Origin of the sequence: Xylanibacter oryzae DSM 17970, from assembly GCF_000585355.1 — a bacterium.
Lineage (GTDB): Bacteria > Bacteroidota > Bacteroidia > Bacteroidales > Bacteroidaceae > Prevotella > Prevotella oryzae.
Genome location: NZ_KK073873.1, coordinates 1,186,574 through 1,202,962 on the forward strand (window position 1 = coordinate 1,186,574; position 16,389 = coordinate 1,202,962).

A 16,389-nucleotide genomic window follows, 5' to 3' on the forward strand; every position below is an offset into this window, starting at 1 on the left:
CTTTTATGCTCTTTTTATTTTATTTACTATAGCAATCAAGAATCCCAAAGTGATAAAAGCTCCCGGAGGCAATACAAACAGTAATATATTGTAAGTCTCAGGATAAATATTAAAGCCAAATATAGAACCTGCGCCAAGTAATTCGCGTACAGAACCTAATATTGTAAGCGCGATAGTAAATCCCAATCCTATTCCCAAGCCATCAATTAAACTCTCAATCGGTCCATTTTTACATGCAAAAGCTTCAGCACGACCTAAAATAATACAGTTTACTACAATTAAAGGTATATAAATGCCCAATGCCTTATTTATGGATGGAACATAAGCTTGCATCATCAGCTGTAAAATTGTTACAAAGGCAGCGATAACAACTACGAATACCGGTATTCTGACCATATCCGGTGTTAATTTTTTGATGCTGGATATAGCAACATTTGAGCATATCAATACAAACATCGTAGCAAGTCCCATAGACAATCCATTTATTGCTGATGTAGTAGTAGCCAATGTAGGGCACATACCAAGAAGAAGAACAAATGTAGGGTTCTCCTTAATCAATCCATTAAAAAATATTTTAAGATAATTCATTAATAATCCTTTCTAATTATAATGTTCTTGTTTAGACGCACCTGTATCTGCATCAGTACCACCCTTATATGCCTGATAAGCTTGATTTACAGCTTTGAGAAAGGCTCTTGATGTAATAGTTGAAGCTGTAATAGCATCAACATCACCACCATCTTTACTTACTGTCATATTATTCTTAACGGGATTCATACCTATTATATTGCCTTTTCCTCCTTTCTGAAACCAAAAAGATGCTTTTTGCCCAAGACCAGGAGTCTCAGAAGATCGCAATATCGTATAACCCAAGACATCACCATGTGAATCAAATCCTACAAGTATGTTAAGGTCTCCACCAAAACCTTGTGCTGTACTTTCTACCGCAGCACCAATTTTAGTTCCTCTATTGTTAGAGACATTATGTATAACAAATGTAGCAGTTTTACCTTCAAATGCCTTCTTAATAGTATCATTAGAAACTACATTAAGTTCTTTATTGCCCATAACAACCTTTATACCATCAGAAAGTGTTTTATCAGCCTGTGTCTTTATTGGTGCTTGAGTTACATGATTAACATAAGCAAGTAAACCACCTGTGATAAATGATACTAACACAAGTACAAGCACCATGTTTGTGAGTGATGATTCTAATTTTTTCATTTCGAAATCTCCCCAAAACGTTTTGGTTTAATATAAGTGTTTATTAATGGCGTAAAGGCATTCATTATCAAAATAGCAAACGACATTCCTTCAGGATAAGCACCCCAGTTACGTATGATAATGGTAAGAAGACCTATAAAAACTCCATAAACCAACTGTCCATTATGTGACATCGGTGATGTGACATAATCTGTGGCCATAAATATAGCGCCTAGCATTAATCCACCGCTTAATACTTCTGATAAAGGATTGGCATAGATAGGATTAGCCATATGCATCAAACCGCTAAAAATGAATACTGTAGCTATAATACTTATAGGAATGTGCCATGTTATAACTTTACGGAAAAGCATATATACAAGTCCCGCAATTAAGGCTAATGTACACACTTCGCCAATTGTGCCTGCTCCACCATTAATATTATTACCCAGTAGTAAATGTAGAGAATCTGGCAACTGTCCGAGAACAGATGAATCGCCTGATTTTATAGCATGCTTCATTATGCTCAAAGGTGTAGCTCCTGTAATAGCATCAGCATATTTCAAAAGCTGGCCAGAAACAGGCCAAGACGTCATCTGAGCAGGAAAAGATATAAGCAAGAAACAACGTCCTACTAAAGCCGGATTAAACGGATTATTACCAAGGCCGCCAAATGTCATCTTCGCAATACCAATAGAAACCAAAGCACCAATTATTATTATCCATATTGGTAAATTACTAGGGAGGTTCATACCAAGCAAAAGACCTGTTACAACAGCAGACCCATCATGTATTGTATTATGTTCTCTTCTCAATATGTATTTTGTTATTGACCATTCAAAAAATATACAAGACAGAACACTTACTGATAGTACTATGACAGATCCTATTCCAAAATAAAAAAAGGACACAAGCATAGCAGGCAATAGTGCAATAATAACGCTGTACATATTACGTTCTACACTGTCATTGCCATGTACATGAGGTGATAATGATATTATTAATTTATTTGCCATCATTAGTTTCTTTTTTATTTACTGCAATACGTGCTTTTATAATGCCCATTACTGTTGATTTGCCTAGACGTATATTGTCTAGTAACGGACGATGAGCAGGACATGTATATTGACAAGAGCCACACTCAATACATGAAATTATATCTTCCTTTTCTGATTTGTCCCAATTACGCATAGCCGACAATGTAGCAATAAGAAATGGTTCAAGTCCCATTGGACATGCACTAACACACTTAGCGCAGCGAATACAAGGTTGTGGATCTTTTCTACGCGCTTCTGCATCAGAGAGTATTGTTACTGCATTGGTACCCTTACATATAGGAACCTCAGTTGTAGTAAGCGATTTGCCCATCATTGGTCCACCAGCTAAAATCTTATTACTCCCATCTGGCAAGCCGCCACACGCTTCTATTAGATCGCTCACTGGCGTTCCTATTCTAACTTTAAAATTACATGGTCCTGACAGTTTTTTGCCTGTTACAGTAGTATATCTTTCAATAAGTGGTTTATGCTTCATAACAGCCTCGTAAACGGCAAACGCCGTACCTACATTCTGAACTATAGCGCCAACATTAACCGGTATTGCAGGAGGTGCTGGTACCCGTCTTCCTAGTATAGCATCTACCAATTGCTTTTCTCCACCCTGAGGATACTTCTGTTTAAGAGCAACTACTGATATATTCGGATAATCTAAATGACATTTGTCAGAAAGCAATTTAATAGCTTCTGGTTTATTGTCTTCTATGCCAATAAATCCAAGTTTTACATTTGTTGCTTTCATTAGTAATTCAATACCAACAAGTATTTCATCTGGATGTTCCATCATCAAACGATAATCTGATGTAATATAAGGCTCACATTCTACACCATTTATTATAACATATTCTGCAGTATTACCTGATGGAGGAGTTAACTTTATATAAGTGGGGAAACCTGCACCTCCCATACCTGTGATACCTGCATCTTTGATCCTTTTTATAATTTCTTCGGATGTAAATTCCGAATGTTCAGAAAGCTTTTCCAACTTATCAGAACGATCAATTGAATCTATCCATTCATCACCGTCTACTTTAATTATGATAGCTGGCTTACGATAACCGGTAGCATCAAATACTGAATCAATTTTAAGTACTGTTCCTGATACAGACGATAATATAGGAGCCGATACAAAACCTCCAGACGCAGCTATCATCTGTCCAACTTTAACATGGTCACCTTTATTAACAACCGGTTTAGCTGGTGTACCTATATGCTGGGACAATGGAAAAATTGCTTTTTTGGGCAATTCTGCAACTTTTGTCTGAACATCGGAAGTCAATTTATTTTCAACAGGATGTATACCACCTATTCTAAACGATTTCAATTTCATAGTCATAACTTTTGTGCAACGATTTGTTTAACTTGTGACTCCATTTTTTTATCTTTTGCAACTGGAAAATTAACTGTCAAAATAGCATTTGTTGGACACACCCTTTCACACTTGCGACACAAACGACAAATTTCATAATCTATGTAGCTAAGATTTTCTTTTATGGAAATTGCTCCAAATGGACATACTTCTTCACATTTACCACAGCCAATACAAGCTACCTTGCATGACTTAAGTGCATGCGGTCCTTTTTCAGAATTAACACAGCTGACAAATACCCTTCTTCCTTTAGGGCCCTTTTTACGTAATTCTATAATATCTCTTGGGCAGGCTGTAACGCAAGCGCCACATGACGTACACTTATTTTCGTCAACTTGAGGCAACTTTGTTTTCTCGTTAATATGTATAGCATTGAATTGACAAGCACTAACACAGTCACCACACCCTAAACAACCATAACCACAATTTGTTTCGCCTGTACCACAAATATTTATAGCAGAACATGTCAACATTCCAGAATACTCATTTGTTTTCGGCCGGTAACTACAAGCACCATTACACCTTACAACCGCAATTTTTGGTTCAGTTTGTGCGTATGAAAGGTTTAGAGTATTAGCTATATACGTCATAACCTTAAAACCACCAACTGGACAAGTTAGTCCTTTAATAGATCCCTTGTCGGCAGCTTTCACAAAAGCATCAGCCATACCAGAGCATCCGGGAAAGCCACATCCACCACAGTTAGCCTGAGGTAATAATGCTGCGACCTCACTAATGCGTGGATCTTCATGTACAGCGAATTTTTTTGAGCATAAATATAGTATCAACGCAGATACTAAAGCTATCAAACACAAAACAATCACTGCAATTAAAATAAAATTCATAATTTGTTTGTTTTAGTATTTCATCTCTCTATTTCAAAAGACAGTTTTTCGCGTATTCTTCCTCTATTATAATACAAAACCACATAATAAGGTACAAGCACAAACAGACTTGCAATGGCAGAAAGTAATTCATCTGAAGTAGTACTAGCAACAATAAATAATGTTACTACCATTATTATAAAAGGAATAATAAATGCAAGCAATATAGCATTAAACTCTATTTTTGTAGATGCCGTAACAATAACAGTTTCGTCTATTCTATAATCTTTTATATTATTCAAATTATATATATTAACGATTTTTTCCTTCATATCAGAAGCATTACAATGACTAGCTACGGAACATTCCGAGCACGCATAATTTTCAATTATACGTACACGAATAAAGTCTTTTCCAATAGATTCAATTATACCTGAATGTTTTATTTTGCGATTCATGTTGTAATATCTAAACAAGAACCCTGGATTTTGCTATCTAGAGGTTACAATTGCAAAGATACTATTTTATTTATAAACAACAAATAAATAAAAGAGATTTTTTATTTTTTCAATAAATCTGCAAGGAAATCATTCAAATCTTTATCTAATCCTTCCATCAAGTCAGGCTCATCTATAATGACTGTATCATCGTCACATAAACGTAACTCTGCGATATTATTTTTATCATCATCTTCAAGAACAAAACTGTAGGGTTTGAATATGCTCATGTTATCAACAATATCCTTAACAGATTCTAAATGTCTACGAAATACAGTCGTTATTTGTTGATAAAAATCATCATCTTTATTTTCAATCCATTGTTCAACAATACAACGGGTTATTTCATCATCATCATCATCAAAAGCCATTACCTCACCTGTATCTTGATAAACACGAATATGGATATCAGTCATACTAGTAGCTTCTTCATTTTGAGGAAACTTTGTCGCTACCTTTCGTGTAAAACGTTCAAGTTGCTGGAGAGTTTGTTCAGTTGGTTTCATAGATAATTTTTTTATTCAGAGCAAAATTACAAAAAAGATTTGATAATAGAAATAAATAGGCAATATTTTTACAACTTTATTTTCTTTTTGGCCACTTTGCTTTCATTACTCATCCTATCAAGAGCAGTAACTACATAATTATATTTGCCAGACTCAGTCAGTTTAAAGAATGTATCTGTTGTTATTCCAACTATTTTCTGAGCGTTTTCTATATCTATTTTTTCGCCATTATTGAATCTATAAACTACATATTTTACAGCTTCATCTTTCCATCCCACACCTTTTGGAGCTGTCCAAAACAATACATTATCTCCTTCTATTTGGACCATTTTCAACCTACGTGGTTTCTTTGGCGCTTTATGGTCTATAAAAGGCATCAACGGTTGCAATGCAGGAGCTTTCCAATAAACGTTTCTCAGAACCTGTCCATAATTCCCCACATTGTCAACAACAGCCTTTGCGTACCAAAGGCAAGTACCATCTACATTAGGTAACTGCTGATGAAGTAAATATTTTGCAGGCATTTGATTACTATTCGGATTTGAAGGATCTGCAAATTTCACAGTGCGCTCTACATCCTCACCTATGTATAGAGGTCGTTTTGAAGCATACTTATTCCACCATGTAATAAGGGTTGTATAATCTGCAACCTTATTGCCAATTTCCCAATATACCTGTGGAACCAAATAGTCTACCCAACCGTTATTCACCCACAACAATACATCTGCATACAAATCATCATAATTCTGTAAACCATTTGTATTGCTACCAATACCAGGGGCACTATTTGCATTACGATATATTCCAAAAGGTGAAACGCCAAATTTGACATAAGGTTTTATCGATTTTATTGAGTCATGCAACTGTTTGATAAAAACATTCACATTATCTCGTCTCCAATCACCTTTATCTTTAATTCCATTATTGTATTTTGCATACTCACTATCGTCTGAAATAACTTGTCCTGCAGCAGGATAAGGATAGAAATAATCGTCAATATGCAAGCCATCTACATCATAACGCCTTACAATATCATCAGCTATTTTACATATATACTCACGGTTTTGAGGATTCCCCGGATTAAGTATTAATTGGCCATCGTACGAAAACACCAATTCAGGATGCTTAATTGCTATATGATTATATGCCAGACTGGTTGTATTCTTAGTCTTTGCACGGTACGGATTTATCCATGCATGAAGTTCCATTCCTCTTTTATGACATTGTTCAATCATCCACTGAAGAGGATCCCAATATGGATTTGGTGCTTTTCCTTGAAATCCTGTTAATAAACGGCTCCAAGGTTCATAAGGACTTTCGTATAGAGCATCACATTCTGCCCTTACCTGAAATAATATAGTATTAACACCATCTTTTTTAAGTTCATCTAACTGATAAGAAAGAGTACGCTGCATATCATCACGCTGCATACCCTGAAATTGTCCATTAACACATTGAATCCATGCTCCTCTAAATTCTCTTTTTGAAGCAGCACGTAATCCACTAAAAATCATTAAAGCAAAAATAAACAACAATAATTTTCTCATAATACTATTTAATTTTTGGCATCAGCCACGATATCTAAGTATTCCATTACTATCTCTCTCCAAAACGATTGTACCTCCAAGCCATTCCGTCATAGGTAATTCTTCTTTAAAACAATAATAGTTAACCACCCTGTCATCAATAAGCTCAACTACACACTGCCTCATTAGCGAATTATCGACTAACACTTCGTTTGCGGCTATTCTGCGGAAATGTTCCTTGGTCATTATTATTTATTTTTTGAGGCCCTTGAGGAGATTCTGAGTTTGGCACACTTTGATTTATTGGCACACCAGACTGTCCTGGTTGAGGCATTCCGGGCTGTCTTGATTGCGGCATTCCTGACTGTCCATTCTGTTGCATTTGTGGACCACTAGCTGCAGGCATCTTTCCATTTTGATGAAATCTCATCAGCATAATATTACTTAGACACATCATCTTTAGAGTGGTCTTTGAATCTCCACACTTAGACAAATAAACAAATCCTCTTATATCCTTAATTTTATGATTAGGGAAAGAAGGAATCATTATCGTATAATGAGATGGAGAAGACATATGTATATTCTGGGTAGCAATGCTATCATTATCATATCTAACAGCAAGGAGAGCAACAGCATCCCTTGAACCATCTTCCATTATAAATTGAACATCCATAGAAAACTCAAAAGCATCTCCTGCATGATATGAAGAATCTGCCTTTATATAAAAAGGCATTTTATTAAACGGGGCAGATGTCAACAAAAATTCAGAATTATTTCCTTTCCAGATAAGAGTTGTATCACTGTTTGCTGAAAGATTTGCATATTTTCCACTTGCCCCTCCATTAGCAGTAGTTCCAGCTTCATTCTGAAGACGTTTATTAATATTATCATAAATATGGTACAAACGCTCAGTATGCCTTTGGTAATATACCATAGAAGAATCAAAATCAGCTTGAGTTACTTTGTGCTTTTTCAAAACTGCATCAAAATAAAGTCGCCTGTTATAATCAGACTTGCTTGGAGCATCCTGATCTGCAACTGCCTGAGCTAAATGATAGTCATACAATAAATCTTCCATCTTATTAGGTTGTATTATATCACTTGGCACTTTGGGCTTACATGAAACCAAAAGAGTAAGAACAAAAACAAGCAAAGCAAATCCTAATATTCTTCTCATTATTTTTCCTCTTTATCCGTATGTCTATCCGATTTATTTTTATTAAATGAAAACTGAAGACCACTTAGTTCTTTCCTATATAACAGAAGTAGGAAAACTACTCCAACAGAAATTGTTGCATCCGCAAAATTAAAAATAGGACTAAAGAATATAAACTCATGTCCACCAACTAAAGGCATCCATGTAGGCCATGTAGTCTGTATTATAGGAAAATAAAACATATCCACGACCTTTCCCATCAAGAATGATGAATATCCTGTACCAAAAGGAACAAAATATGATGCATAAAATTCAGAAGAACCATTAAAAATCAATCCATAGAATAAAGAATCGAATATATTGCCTGCTGCTCCTGCTAAAATCATAGATAAGCAAACAATATACCCAAGTTTTGCCTTTTTCTTTATCTCAATGGAAATATAATATCCAATAGCTAAAACCGCCACGACCCTGAAAAGTGATAAAAATATTTTACTAAACAATTGTATACCATAAGCCATACCATTGTTTTCTATAAAATATATATAAAACCAATCTGTTACATGAATACTTTCATGCAAACACATATGCGTTTTGACCCAGATTTTTATCATCTGATCAATAACCAATACCACTAGAACTACCAGCAGCGATATTTTACCATCAGAAAGAAACCTATTTCCTTTTTTCATTATCAATGATGCGGAAGATTTTTAGATTCCACACTAAGTGTTGCATGAGGGACAGCCCTTAAACGCTCTTTAGGAATCAACTTTCCTGTAATACGGTCTATTCCATAAGTTTTATTCTGTATACGAACTAAAGCGGCTTCAAGTCCTTTTATAAACTTCTGCTGCCTGCTTGCCAGCTGTACCATTTCTTCTTTACTTTGTGTGGCACTACCCTCTTCTAATATTTTATATGTAGGAGATGTATCATCTACATCATTTCCATCCTGATTCATTAGGACCTTCATCATTTGTTCATAGTCTCTCCGTGCCAAAGCTAATTTTTCATCGATGATCTGCTTGAATTCTTCAAGTTCTTCATCACTATAACGTGTTTTTTCTGCCATAATAATTAAGATTTAGATATATTTATTTTCAGTTTAAATTCATCAAATTCAACTTCTGCACCATCATTAGCTGCAATTACAAGATTGTCAGCCAATACTTGTCCTTTTATATATTCACCATAACTGCATATGGCAGCATCTGATTTATCATTTGGTGCAACTGTTACATTTATACGGTCTATTATTTCAAGTCCTTTTTCTTTACGGATGTTTTGAATTCTGTTTATAAGTTCTCTGGCCATACCCTCTTTCCGTAGTTCATCGTTGAGTTCTACTTCAAGTGCAACTGTTAAGTTACCCTCGTTTGCTACTAACCATCCAGGGATATCTTCGCTTATTATATCAACATCAGCAGACTGAACAGAAACTTTCTGACCTTCAATATCAATATCAATATTACCAGTATTTTCAAGTTCAACAATTTGTTCCTGTGTAAGTTCACTCATTGCTGCTGCTACAGCTTTCATTATCTTACCAAACTTTTTGCCCATCGTTCGGAAGTTGCACTTAACCTTCTTTACGAGTACACCTTGACCCTCAACAAACTTCAGTTCCTTTACATTAACCTCATTCATTATAAGGTCTTTCACGGCCTCTATATGTTTCTTTTGCTCTTCATCAGTAGCAGGCACAATAATGCACTGTAACGGTTGTCTTACTTTTATATTAACCTTACGACGCAAGGCCAATACCATAGACGTAATATTCTGTGCAATTTCCATTCTTGCTTCAAGATCTTTATCTATAAATCTATCATCAGCAATAGGGAACTTTGTTAGATGAACAGAACATACATGATCTCTTCCTGTTACCTTGGTCAAATCCATATACAACTGGTCACTATAGAATGGAGAGAAAGGAGCTAGCAACTTTGATACTGTTTCAAGACATACATATAATGTCTGATAAGCGCTCAACTTATCCTTACTCATCTCTTTACCCCAGAAACGTTTACGATTAAGGCGAACGTACCAGTTACTCAAATCATCATTTACAAAATTATCAATGTACCTTCCTGCTCGTGTCGGCTCATAATCATCCAATGCCTCAGTTACATCTTTTATCAACGAATGCAATTCCGAAAGTATCCATCTATCTATTTCAGGACGCTCTGATATTGCGACATCTTGCTGAGAATAGTCAAAGTTGTCAACATTAGCATAAAGGCTAAAGAAAGAATACGTGTTATATAATGTTCCAAAGAACTTTCTACGGACCTCATCTACGCCATTTTCATCAAACTTCAAATTATCCCATGGTTGTGAATTTGTAAGCATATAGAATCTGACAGCATCTGTACCGAATTTTTCCAACTCATCAAATGGATTAACTGCATTTCCTAAACGTTTACTCATTTTATTGCCCTTTGCATCCAATACTAATCCACTTGATATCACATTTTTGAATGCAACACTATCAAATATCATTGTAGAAATAGCATGCAATGTAAAGAACCATCCACGGGTTTGGTCTACACCCTCATTGATAAAATCTGCAGGATAAGCCTTTTTTCCATCTATCATATCCTTATTCTCAAACGGATAGTGAATCTGTGCATAAGGCATTGAACCGGAATCAAACCATACATCAATAAGATCTGTTTCACGTTTCATGGGTTTACCGTCCTCACTTACTAGTATAATATCATCGACATAAGGTCTATGCATATCAATCTTATCATAGTTTTCCTTTGAATAATCGCCAGGGATAAATCCCTTATCTTTCATAGGATTACTTTTCATAAGACCTGCATCAACAGATTTTTCTATTTCATCATATAGTTCCTGTAGTGAACCTATGCAGATAACTTTACCATCCTCATCACGCCATACAGGTAAAGGAGTACCCCAAAAACGAGATCTGCTTAAGTTCCAGTCATTCAAATTATCTAACCAGTTACCAAAACGCCCTGTACCTGTTGACTCAGGTTTCCAGTTTATGGTCTTATTAAGTTGAGACATTCGTTCCTTCTTAGCAGTACTACGAATAAACCAACTATCCAAAGGATAATATAATATAGGTTTGTCTGTACGCCAGCAATGTGGATAACTGTGTATATGCTTTTCTATCTTAAATGCTTTATTCTGCTGTTTAAGATCCATGCATATTGATATATCCAACGTTTCGTCCTTGTCTGTAAGACTATCATCATAAGCATTCTTTACATAACGTCCAGAATACTTGTTCCAACCATCAACATCAACATATTTTGATACAAAATCAGCATCAAGTTCATCAATTAAATAATACTTTCCTTGTAAATCTACGACAGGTCTCTCTGCTCCTTTTTTATCTATCAGTACAATAGGTGGAACGCCGGCCTTTCGAGCTACATTGGCATCATCTGCACCAAAATTTGGTGCTATATGTACAATACCTGTACCATCCTCTGTAGTAACATAATCACCTGATATAACAAAGAATGCACCTTCACTCATAGGTTTTATCCATGGCAAAAGTTGTTGATATTCCATACCTACTAAATCAGCTCCTTTATAATGAGCTATGACTTTATAAGGAATTATTTTATCGCCTTTTTTATATGTCTGTAAATCAACATTTTCACCATCTTTATTAAAGTATGCATTAACTCTTGCCTCTGCCATTACAACTGTTATAGGCTCACCTGTATACTGATTATAAGATTGTATTGCTACATAATCTATTTTTGGACCGACGCACAAGGCTGAGTTAGCAGCTAAAGTCCAAGGAGTAGTAGTCCAAGCTATAAAATATGGCTTACCCCACTCTGCCATCTCTGGCTTAGGATTCTTCATAGCAAACTGTGCTGTTACTGTAGTATCCTTAACATCTCTATAACAACCGGGCTGGTTAAGTTCATGGCTAGACAAGCCTGTACCTGCTGCAGGTGAATATGGCTGTATGGTATAGCCTTTGTACAATAAGTCTTTATTATAAAACTGCTTAAGTAACCACCAAAGCGTTTCCATATACTTATTATCATAAGTAATATAAGGGTTATCCAGATCTACCCAATATCCCATTTTTTCAGTCAGTTCACGCCATTCCGTCGTAAACTTCATTACGTTCTCTCTACATTTCTTATTGTATTCTTCAATAGAAATTTTAGAACCAATATCTACTTTAGTTATGCCAAGTTCCTTTTCAACGCCAAGTTCAACAGGCAAGCCATGAGTATCCCACCCTGCCTTACGATGGACCTGAAATCCCTGCATTGTCTTATATCTGTTAAAAGTATCCTTTATTGCACGAGCCAATACATGATGAATTCCGGGATGACCATTAGCCGAAGGAGGACCTTCAAAGAAAACAAATTGAGGACATCCCTCACGTTCACTTATTGATTTATGAAAAACATCATTTCTTGTCCAGTCAGCAAGTACATCCTTGTTAACCTCTGTAAGATTCAAACCTTTATGTTCGGCAAATTTCTTGGCCATATCTTTAAATTAATTTAAAATTCAAAAATGCTATTTTTATAGCGTGCAAAGGTAAGAAAAAAAATTAGTAAAGCAAAAGAAATAAAAAAAATAATATTTTAATATATCTGTATCACAAAATATTTGTATCTTTGGAGAATGAAAAGAGCTATAATCATAGGTGCATCATCAGGCATAGGGTTTGAAATCAGTAAGTTGCTTCTTGCAGATGGATGGAATATTGGAGTCGCTGCAAGGAGAACCAACCGCCTGGAATCGCTCAAGTCAATGTCACCAACAACAGTTGAAACAGAATATTTAGACATAACATCCGATGATTCCTCATCACGGATACTTTCACTAATAGATCGTCTTGGCGGAATAGACCTTTTTATTCAAGCTTCAGGTATTGGTAAGCAAAACAGAGATTTAAACCAGCAAATTGAAATAGATACTATAAGAACAAATACGCTAGGTTTCACACGTGTAATAACGACTGTATTTAATTACATGAGTAAAAATAGCGGTGGACACATTACAGTAATCAGTTCTATTGCAGGAACTAAAGGGCTCGGTCCTGCGCCATCTTATTCTGCATCAAAGGCATTTCAAAGCACGTACATACAGGCACTAGAACAATTGTCTAATATGCGTCACCTAAATATCAAGTTCACAGATATACGCCCTGGATTTGTAGATACCGACTTATTATCAGATGATCACTATCCGATGCTTATGGATAAGACTAATGTTGCTAAAGAAATCATAAGAGCTATCCATGCAAATAAACATATATCAATAATAGATTGGCGCTGGCGCATTACAACTTTTTTATGGAGGATTATGCCACGCTACATATGGAGAAAAATAAAACTATAATATGTCAGATCACAAAAATATTTTTCGTATACAATCAGTCAACAAGGCATTTATTATTGCAGTTGTTATAAATCTTATTTTTATATCAATTGAAACAACTGTTGGACTAACGGAATCTTCACTTAGCCTTCTTTCAGATGCCGGACATAACTTACGCGATGTCTTTTCACTATTATTAGTGCTCGTCTCATTTCGACTAGCAAAGGTAAAAAGGAACAAACACTTCACCTACGGATACAAAAAAAGTACAATATTAATTTCACTAGTCAATGCGACAATCTTAATAGTAGCATTGTGTGCCATCATAATTGAAAGCATATTAAAATTTCATGTGCCTGCAAATGTAAATGGAGAAGCAATGTCATGGACAGCAACAGCCGGAATAGTCGTTAATGGAATTACTGCAGCCCTACTTATAAATGGTCAGAAACATGACATAAACATACGTGGTGCCTTTCTGCACAAACTTATAGATGCAATGGTTTCCGTTGGAGTTGTAATTTCAGGACTTGTTATAACCTACACTGGATGGAATATCATTGATCCTATAGTCAGTCTTGTTATAGCAATAGTCATACTAATTCCAAGTGTCAAACTCCTAATAGAGAGCATTCATTTATCATTAGATGGCATTCCACACGGTATTAACATAGAAGATATAGAGAAAATCATTAAGAACACTAGCCATGTTATCGAAGTTCACCATATACACATCTGGCCATTAAGCACTACTGAAAATGCATTAACTGCTCATATAAAAATAGATGATATTTCTTATATGGAGAATGTAAAATACGAGATTAAGAATCAACTAGAAATTGCAGGAATAAACCACACTACAATAGAATTCGAAAGTAATATTTTTAAATGCGATGATACCAGATGCAATATTGCTTCACCGCAAAATTAGATTTTAAGTACTTACACTAATCGTCCCTTTTGTCACAATGTACGCTAAACCAGAATTTTGACCCTTTACATGGTTCTGATTCTACACCAATACGACCATTTACCTTGTCAATAATATCTTTGAATATACATAAACCAAGTCCTGGACCTTGAGAGAACTGGCTAATTTTTTCGAACTTTCCAAATATGACACTTTGATATTCCTTAGCAATTCCTATTCCTGTATCAGCAACAGACACTGTTAGCAAGGAACCAGCAACACTATAATCTACGGTAATATTACCACTAGGGGTAAACTTATTTGCATTTAGTAACAGTATATTCATAACCTCACTAAGACGATGAGGATCTAGATAGACAGGATATGATTCATGTTCAATAAGTCTCAGTTCTAAACCTTCATGTATTTTATCACGCATACTTTCTATAAAATCGTGCATAAAAGAGCTTATATCAAATTTATTGCGATTAAACATATAACAACCGCTCTCCAATGAAGACAGAGAAATCAAATCATTAATAATCACAATAAGCATATCCAAATTTTTATAGATTATATCCATAAACAATTCGTGTTCCTCTTTTGTAACACCTGCATCAAGCAACTGTAAAAAACCAATGACAGCATTAAGAGGGGTTCGTATTTCATGGCTTATATTATGAACGAATGTGGATTTCATTCTGTCCGCAGATTCGACTTTCATACTCATTTTATTATAGTCATCCATATGCTTATGAACTAGGTCTGTATTTTTAAAGACCAACATATACCTAAGTGGAACGCCACTTATATCATTTTCATAAGGAAATATAACTATATTCTGCCATGAATATGTTGTAATATTAGGTAATTGAAATTTTAATTCACTTGAGAACAACCCAGAACCTTTATTTAAAGCATATTGAACTATTTTTTTTGCAGCTTCCATATCATCGGGATGCACACGACTATAAAATTTGTCCAAGTCAAAATCATCCGTTAACTCTAGGTCTTCTATTTTCCAATCATAAAATTTAAGTTTATTAATATCAAAAAGAATATACGATATTTGATCATGTAAAGAAATAGCAGTCATATTATGTTGAAAATATTGCATTTTACTATATTTCAAACAATTATTTTTCACTGTAAGAAAATAATGTAGACAAACAAATGCAAATGCAATAATTACAAGACCGTCCAAAACCATCAATACTCTATATAATATTGAGTTTTCATCATAGAATTTATGCAATAAAACCCCTAGTGTTGCGACAATCACAAAGACTATCAACACTACGCAAAATTCCATTTTCATTTTTCTTTTCATGACATTCAGCTTCTTATATTCATTTTATAAAAATGTGTGTATTTAAATTCAACATTATAGTATAAGACAATCGTTTTCTGAATAATTGTCATAAACAATAAATACCTTTTTATCCATAACACTCCTATTGTTAATAAAGCAAAGGAAACGCCTATTTTTAAAATGTTCACAATAGCAGAAATAAATATTTTTTCCATATCAAAATCACATATCAAAAAATTTCTTACGCAGAAGAATTTTGATAGTAACAATAAAATTGAATATAATGCAAAAATGTCAGATATATAAATATTATATATCTCATGTGTGTGTGTGTGTGTGTGTGTGTGTGTGTGTGTGTGTGTGTGTGTGTGTGTGTGTGTGTGTGTGTGTGTGTGTGTGTGTGTGTTAGCAAAATTATTTAATCTTGCAAACATATTAACATATTTAACATATACACTTATCATAATAAAGTTTTATTTGAGATATAAGAAAAACAAAGGTATACTATATTTTTGTATAAAACAAACTTTTTAATAAAAAAAATACATTTAGAAGATTTTTTATAATTTTAAAACTATGCAAAATATTTAATGTGATTTAATTAGGTCCTTAGTACTTTTAATATTAAAAATATATAATTAAATTAAGCATATTTACCTAAAAAATATGGGTCCAATTTACACAATGTAATAAAAAC

16 protein-coding genes are annotated in these 16,389 nt (G+C 34.6%); 2 read left to right on the forward strand and 14 right to left on the reverse strand.

The features are described 5' to 3' along the window. Positions 1-3: 3 nt before the first annotated feature. The 13 genes from rsxE to ileS all read right to left on the reverse strand — a co-directional run bounded on the left by rsxE (position 4) and on the right by ileS (position 12,633). A complete protein-coding gene (gene rsxE / locus XYLOR_RS04940; protein ID WP_036877497.1) occupies positions 4-588 on the reverse strand; it encodes an electron transport complex subunit RsxE in 585 nt (194 codons plus the stop codon). 12 nt (positions 589-600) lie between these two features. After that, entirely contained in the window at positions 601-1,224 is a 624-nt protein-coding gene (locus tag XYLOR_RS04945; protein ID WP_036877499.1) for an RnfABCDGE type electron transport complex subunit G, read from the reverse strand. Further along, a complete protein-coding gene (locus tag XYLOR_RS04950; protein WP_374057282.1) occupies positions 1,221-2,222 on the reverse strand; it encodes an RnfABCDGE type electron transport complex subunit D in 1,002 nt (333 codons plus the stop codon). Before XYLOR_RS04950 ends, XYLOR_RS04945 begins: the two co-directional genes overlap by 4 nt. Continuing rightward, complete coding sequence (gene rsxC, locus XYLOR_RS04955) at positions 2,209-3,588, reverse strand: electron transport complex subunit RsxC (RefSeq protein WP_036880725.1); 1,380 nt, start codon at positions 3,586-3,588, stop codon at positions 2,209-2,211. The genes XYLOR_RS04950 and rsxC overlap by 14 nt, the downstream gene beginning before the upstream one ends. Positions 3,589-3,590: 2 nt before the next feature. Next, positions 3,591-4,472 (reverse strand): RnfABCDGE type electron transport complex subunit B, encoded by an 882-nt coding sequence (locus tag XYLOR_RS04960; protein WP_036877502.1) that lies wholly within the window; start codon positions 4,470-4,472, stop codon positions 3,591-3,593. 20 nt (positions 4,473-4,492) lie between these two features. Then, positions 4,493-4,909: a SoxR reducing system RseC family protein gene (locus tag XYLOR_RS04965; protein ID WP_036877504.1), complete on the reverse strand. Its 417-nt coding sequence runs from the start codon at positions 4,907-4,909 to the stop codon at positions 4,493-4,495. A gap of 101 nt (positions 4,910-5,010) precedes the next feature. Further along, positions 5,011-5,454: an RNA-binding protein gene (locus tag XYLOR_RS04970; protein WP_036877507.1), complete on the reverse strand. Its 444-nt coding sequence runs from the start codon at positions 5,452-5,454 to the stop codon at positions 5,011-5,013. 68 nt (positions 5,455-5,522) lie between these two features. Continuing rightward, positions 5,523-7,001 carry a glycoside hydrolase family 10-like protein gene (locus tag XYLOR_RS04975; protein WP_036877509.1) on the reverse strand — a complete coding sequence of 493 codons (1,479 nt, stop codon included), beginning with the start codon at positions 6,999-7,001 and terminating at the stop codon, positions 5,523-5,525. A 21-nt stretch (positions 7,002-7,022) separates the two neighbouring features. Beyond that, positions 7,023-7,226: a hypothetical protein gene (locus XYLOR_RS13780; RefSeq protein WP_154655669.1), complete on the reverse strand. Its 204-nt coding sequence runs from the start codon at positions 7,224-7,226 to the stop codon at positions 7,023-7,025. Beyond that, a complete protein-coding gene (locus tag XYLOR_RS04980; protein WP_051508877.1) occupies positions 7,174-8,157 on the reverse strand; it encodes a DUF4296 domain-containing protein in 984 nt (327 codons plus the stop codon). Before XYLOR_RS04980 ends, XYLOR_RS13780 begins: the two co-directional genes overlap by 53 nt. Next, complete coding sequence (locus tag XYLOR_RS04985; protein WP_036877511.1) at positions 8,157-8,828, reverse strand: lipoprotein signal peptidase; 672 nt, start codon at positions 8,826-8,828, stop codon at positions 8,157-8,159. Before XYLOR_RS04985 ends, XYLOR_RS04980 begins: the two co-directional genes overlap by 1 nt. Before the next feature lie 2 nt (positions 8,829-8,830). After that, the gene (locus XYLOR_RS04990; RefSeq protein ID WP_036877512.1) at positions 8,831-9,211 is read right to left on the reverse strand and encodes a TraR/DksA family transcriptional regulator; all 381 of its coding nucleotides are present in this window, start codon (positions 9,209-9,211) and stop codon (positions 8,831-8,833) included. A 5-nt stretch (positions 9,212-9,216) separates the two neighbouring features. Beyond that, the gene (ileS, locus tag XYLOR_RS04995; RefSeq protein WP_036877514.1) at positions 9,217-12,633 is read right to left on the reverse strand and encodes an isoleucine--tRNA ligase; all 3,417 of its coding nucleotides are present in this window, start codon (positions 12,631-12,633) and stop codon (positions 9,217-9,219) included. Positions 12,634-12,771: 138 nt separating this feature from the next. On the opposite strand from ileS, the gene XYLOR_RS05000 reads away from it, so the two are divergent. Together XYLOR_RS05000 and XYLOR_RS05005 are read left to right on the forward strand one after the other, a co-directional pair. Next, positions 12,772-13,491 (forward strand): SDR family NAD(P)-dependent oxidoreductase, encoded by a 720-nt coding sequence (locus tag XYLOR_RS05000; RefSeq protein ID WP_036877516.1) that lies wholly within the window; start codon positions 12,772-12,774, stop codon positions 13,489-13,491. Between the two features lies 1 nt (position 13,492). Beyond that, entirely contained in the window at positions 13,493-14,401 is a 909-nt protein-coding gene (locus tag XYLOR_RS05005; protein ID WP_036877519.1) for a cation diffusion facilitator family transporter, read from the forward strand. A gap of 16 nt (positions 14,402-14,417) precedes the next feature. On the opposite strand, the gene XYLOR_RS13270 is transcribed toward XYLOR_RS05005, so the two are convergent. Further along, positions 14,418-15,476 carry a sensor histidine kinase gene (locus XYLOR_RS13270; RefSeq protein WP_169730552.1) on the reverse strand — a complete coding sequence of 353 codons (1,059 nt, stop codon included), beginning with the start codon at positions 15,474-15,476 and terminating at the stop codon, positions 14,418-14,420. Between the last annotated feature and the right edge of the window lie 913 nt (positions 15,477-16,389).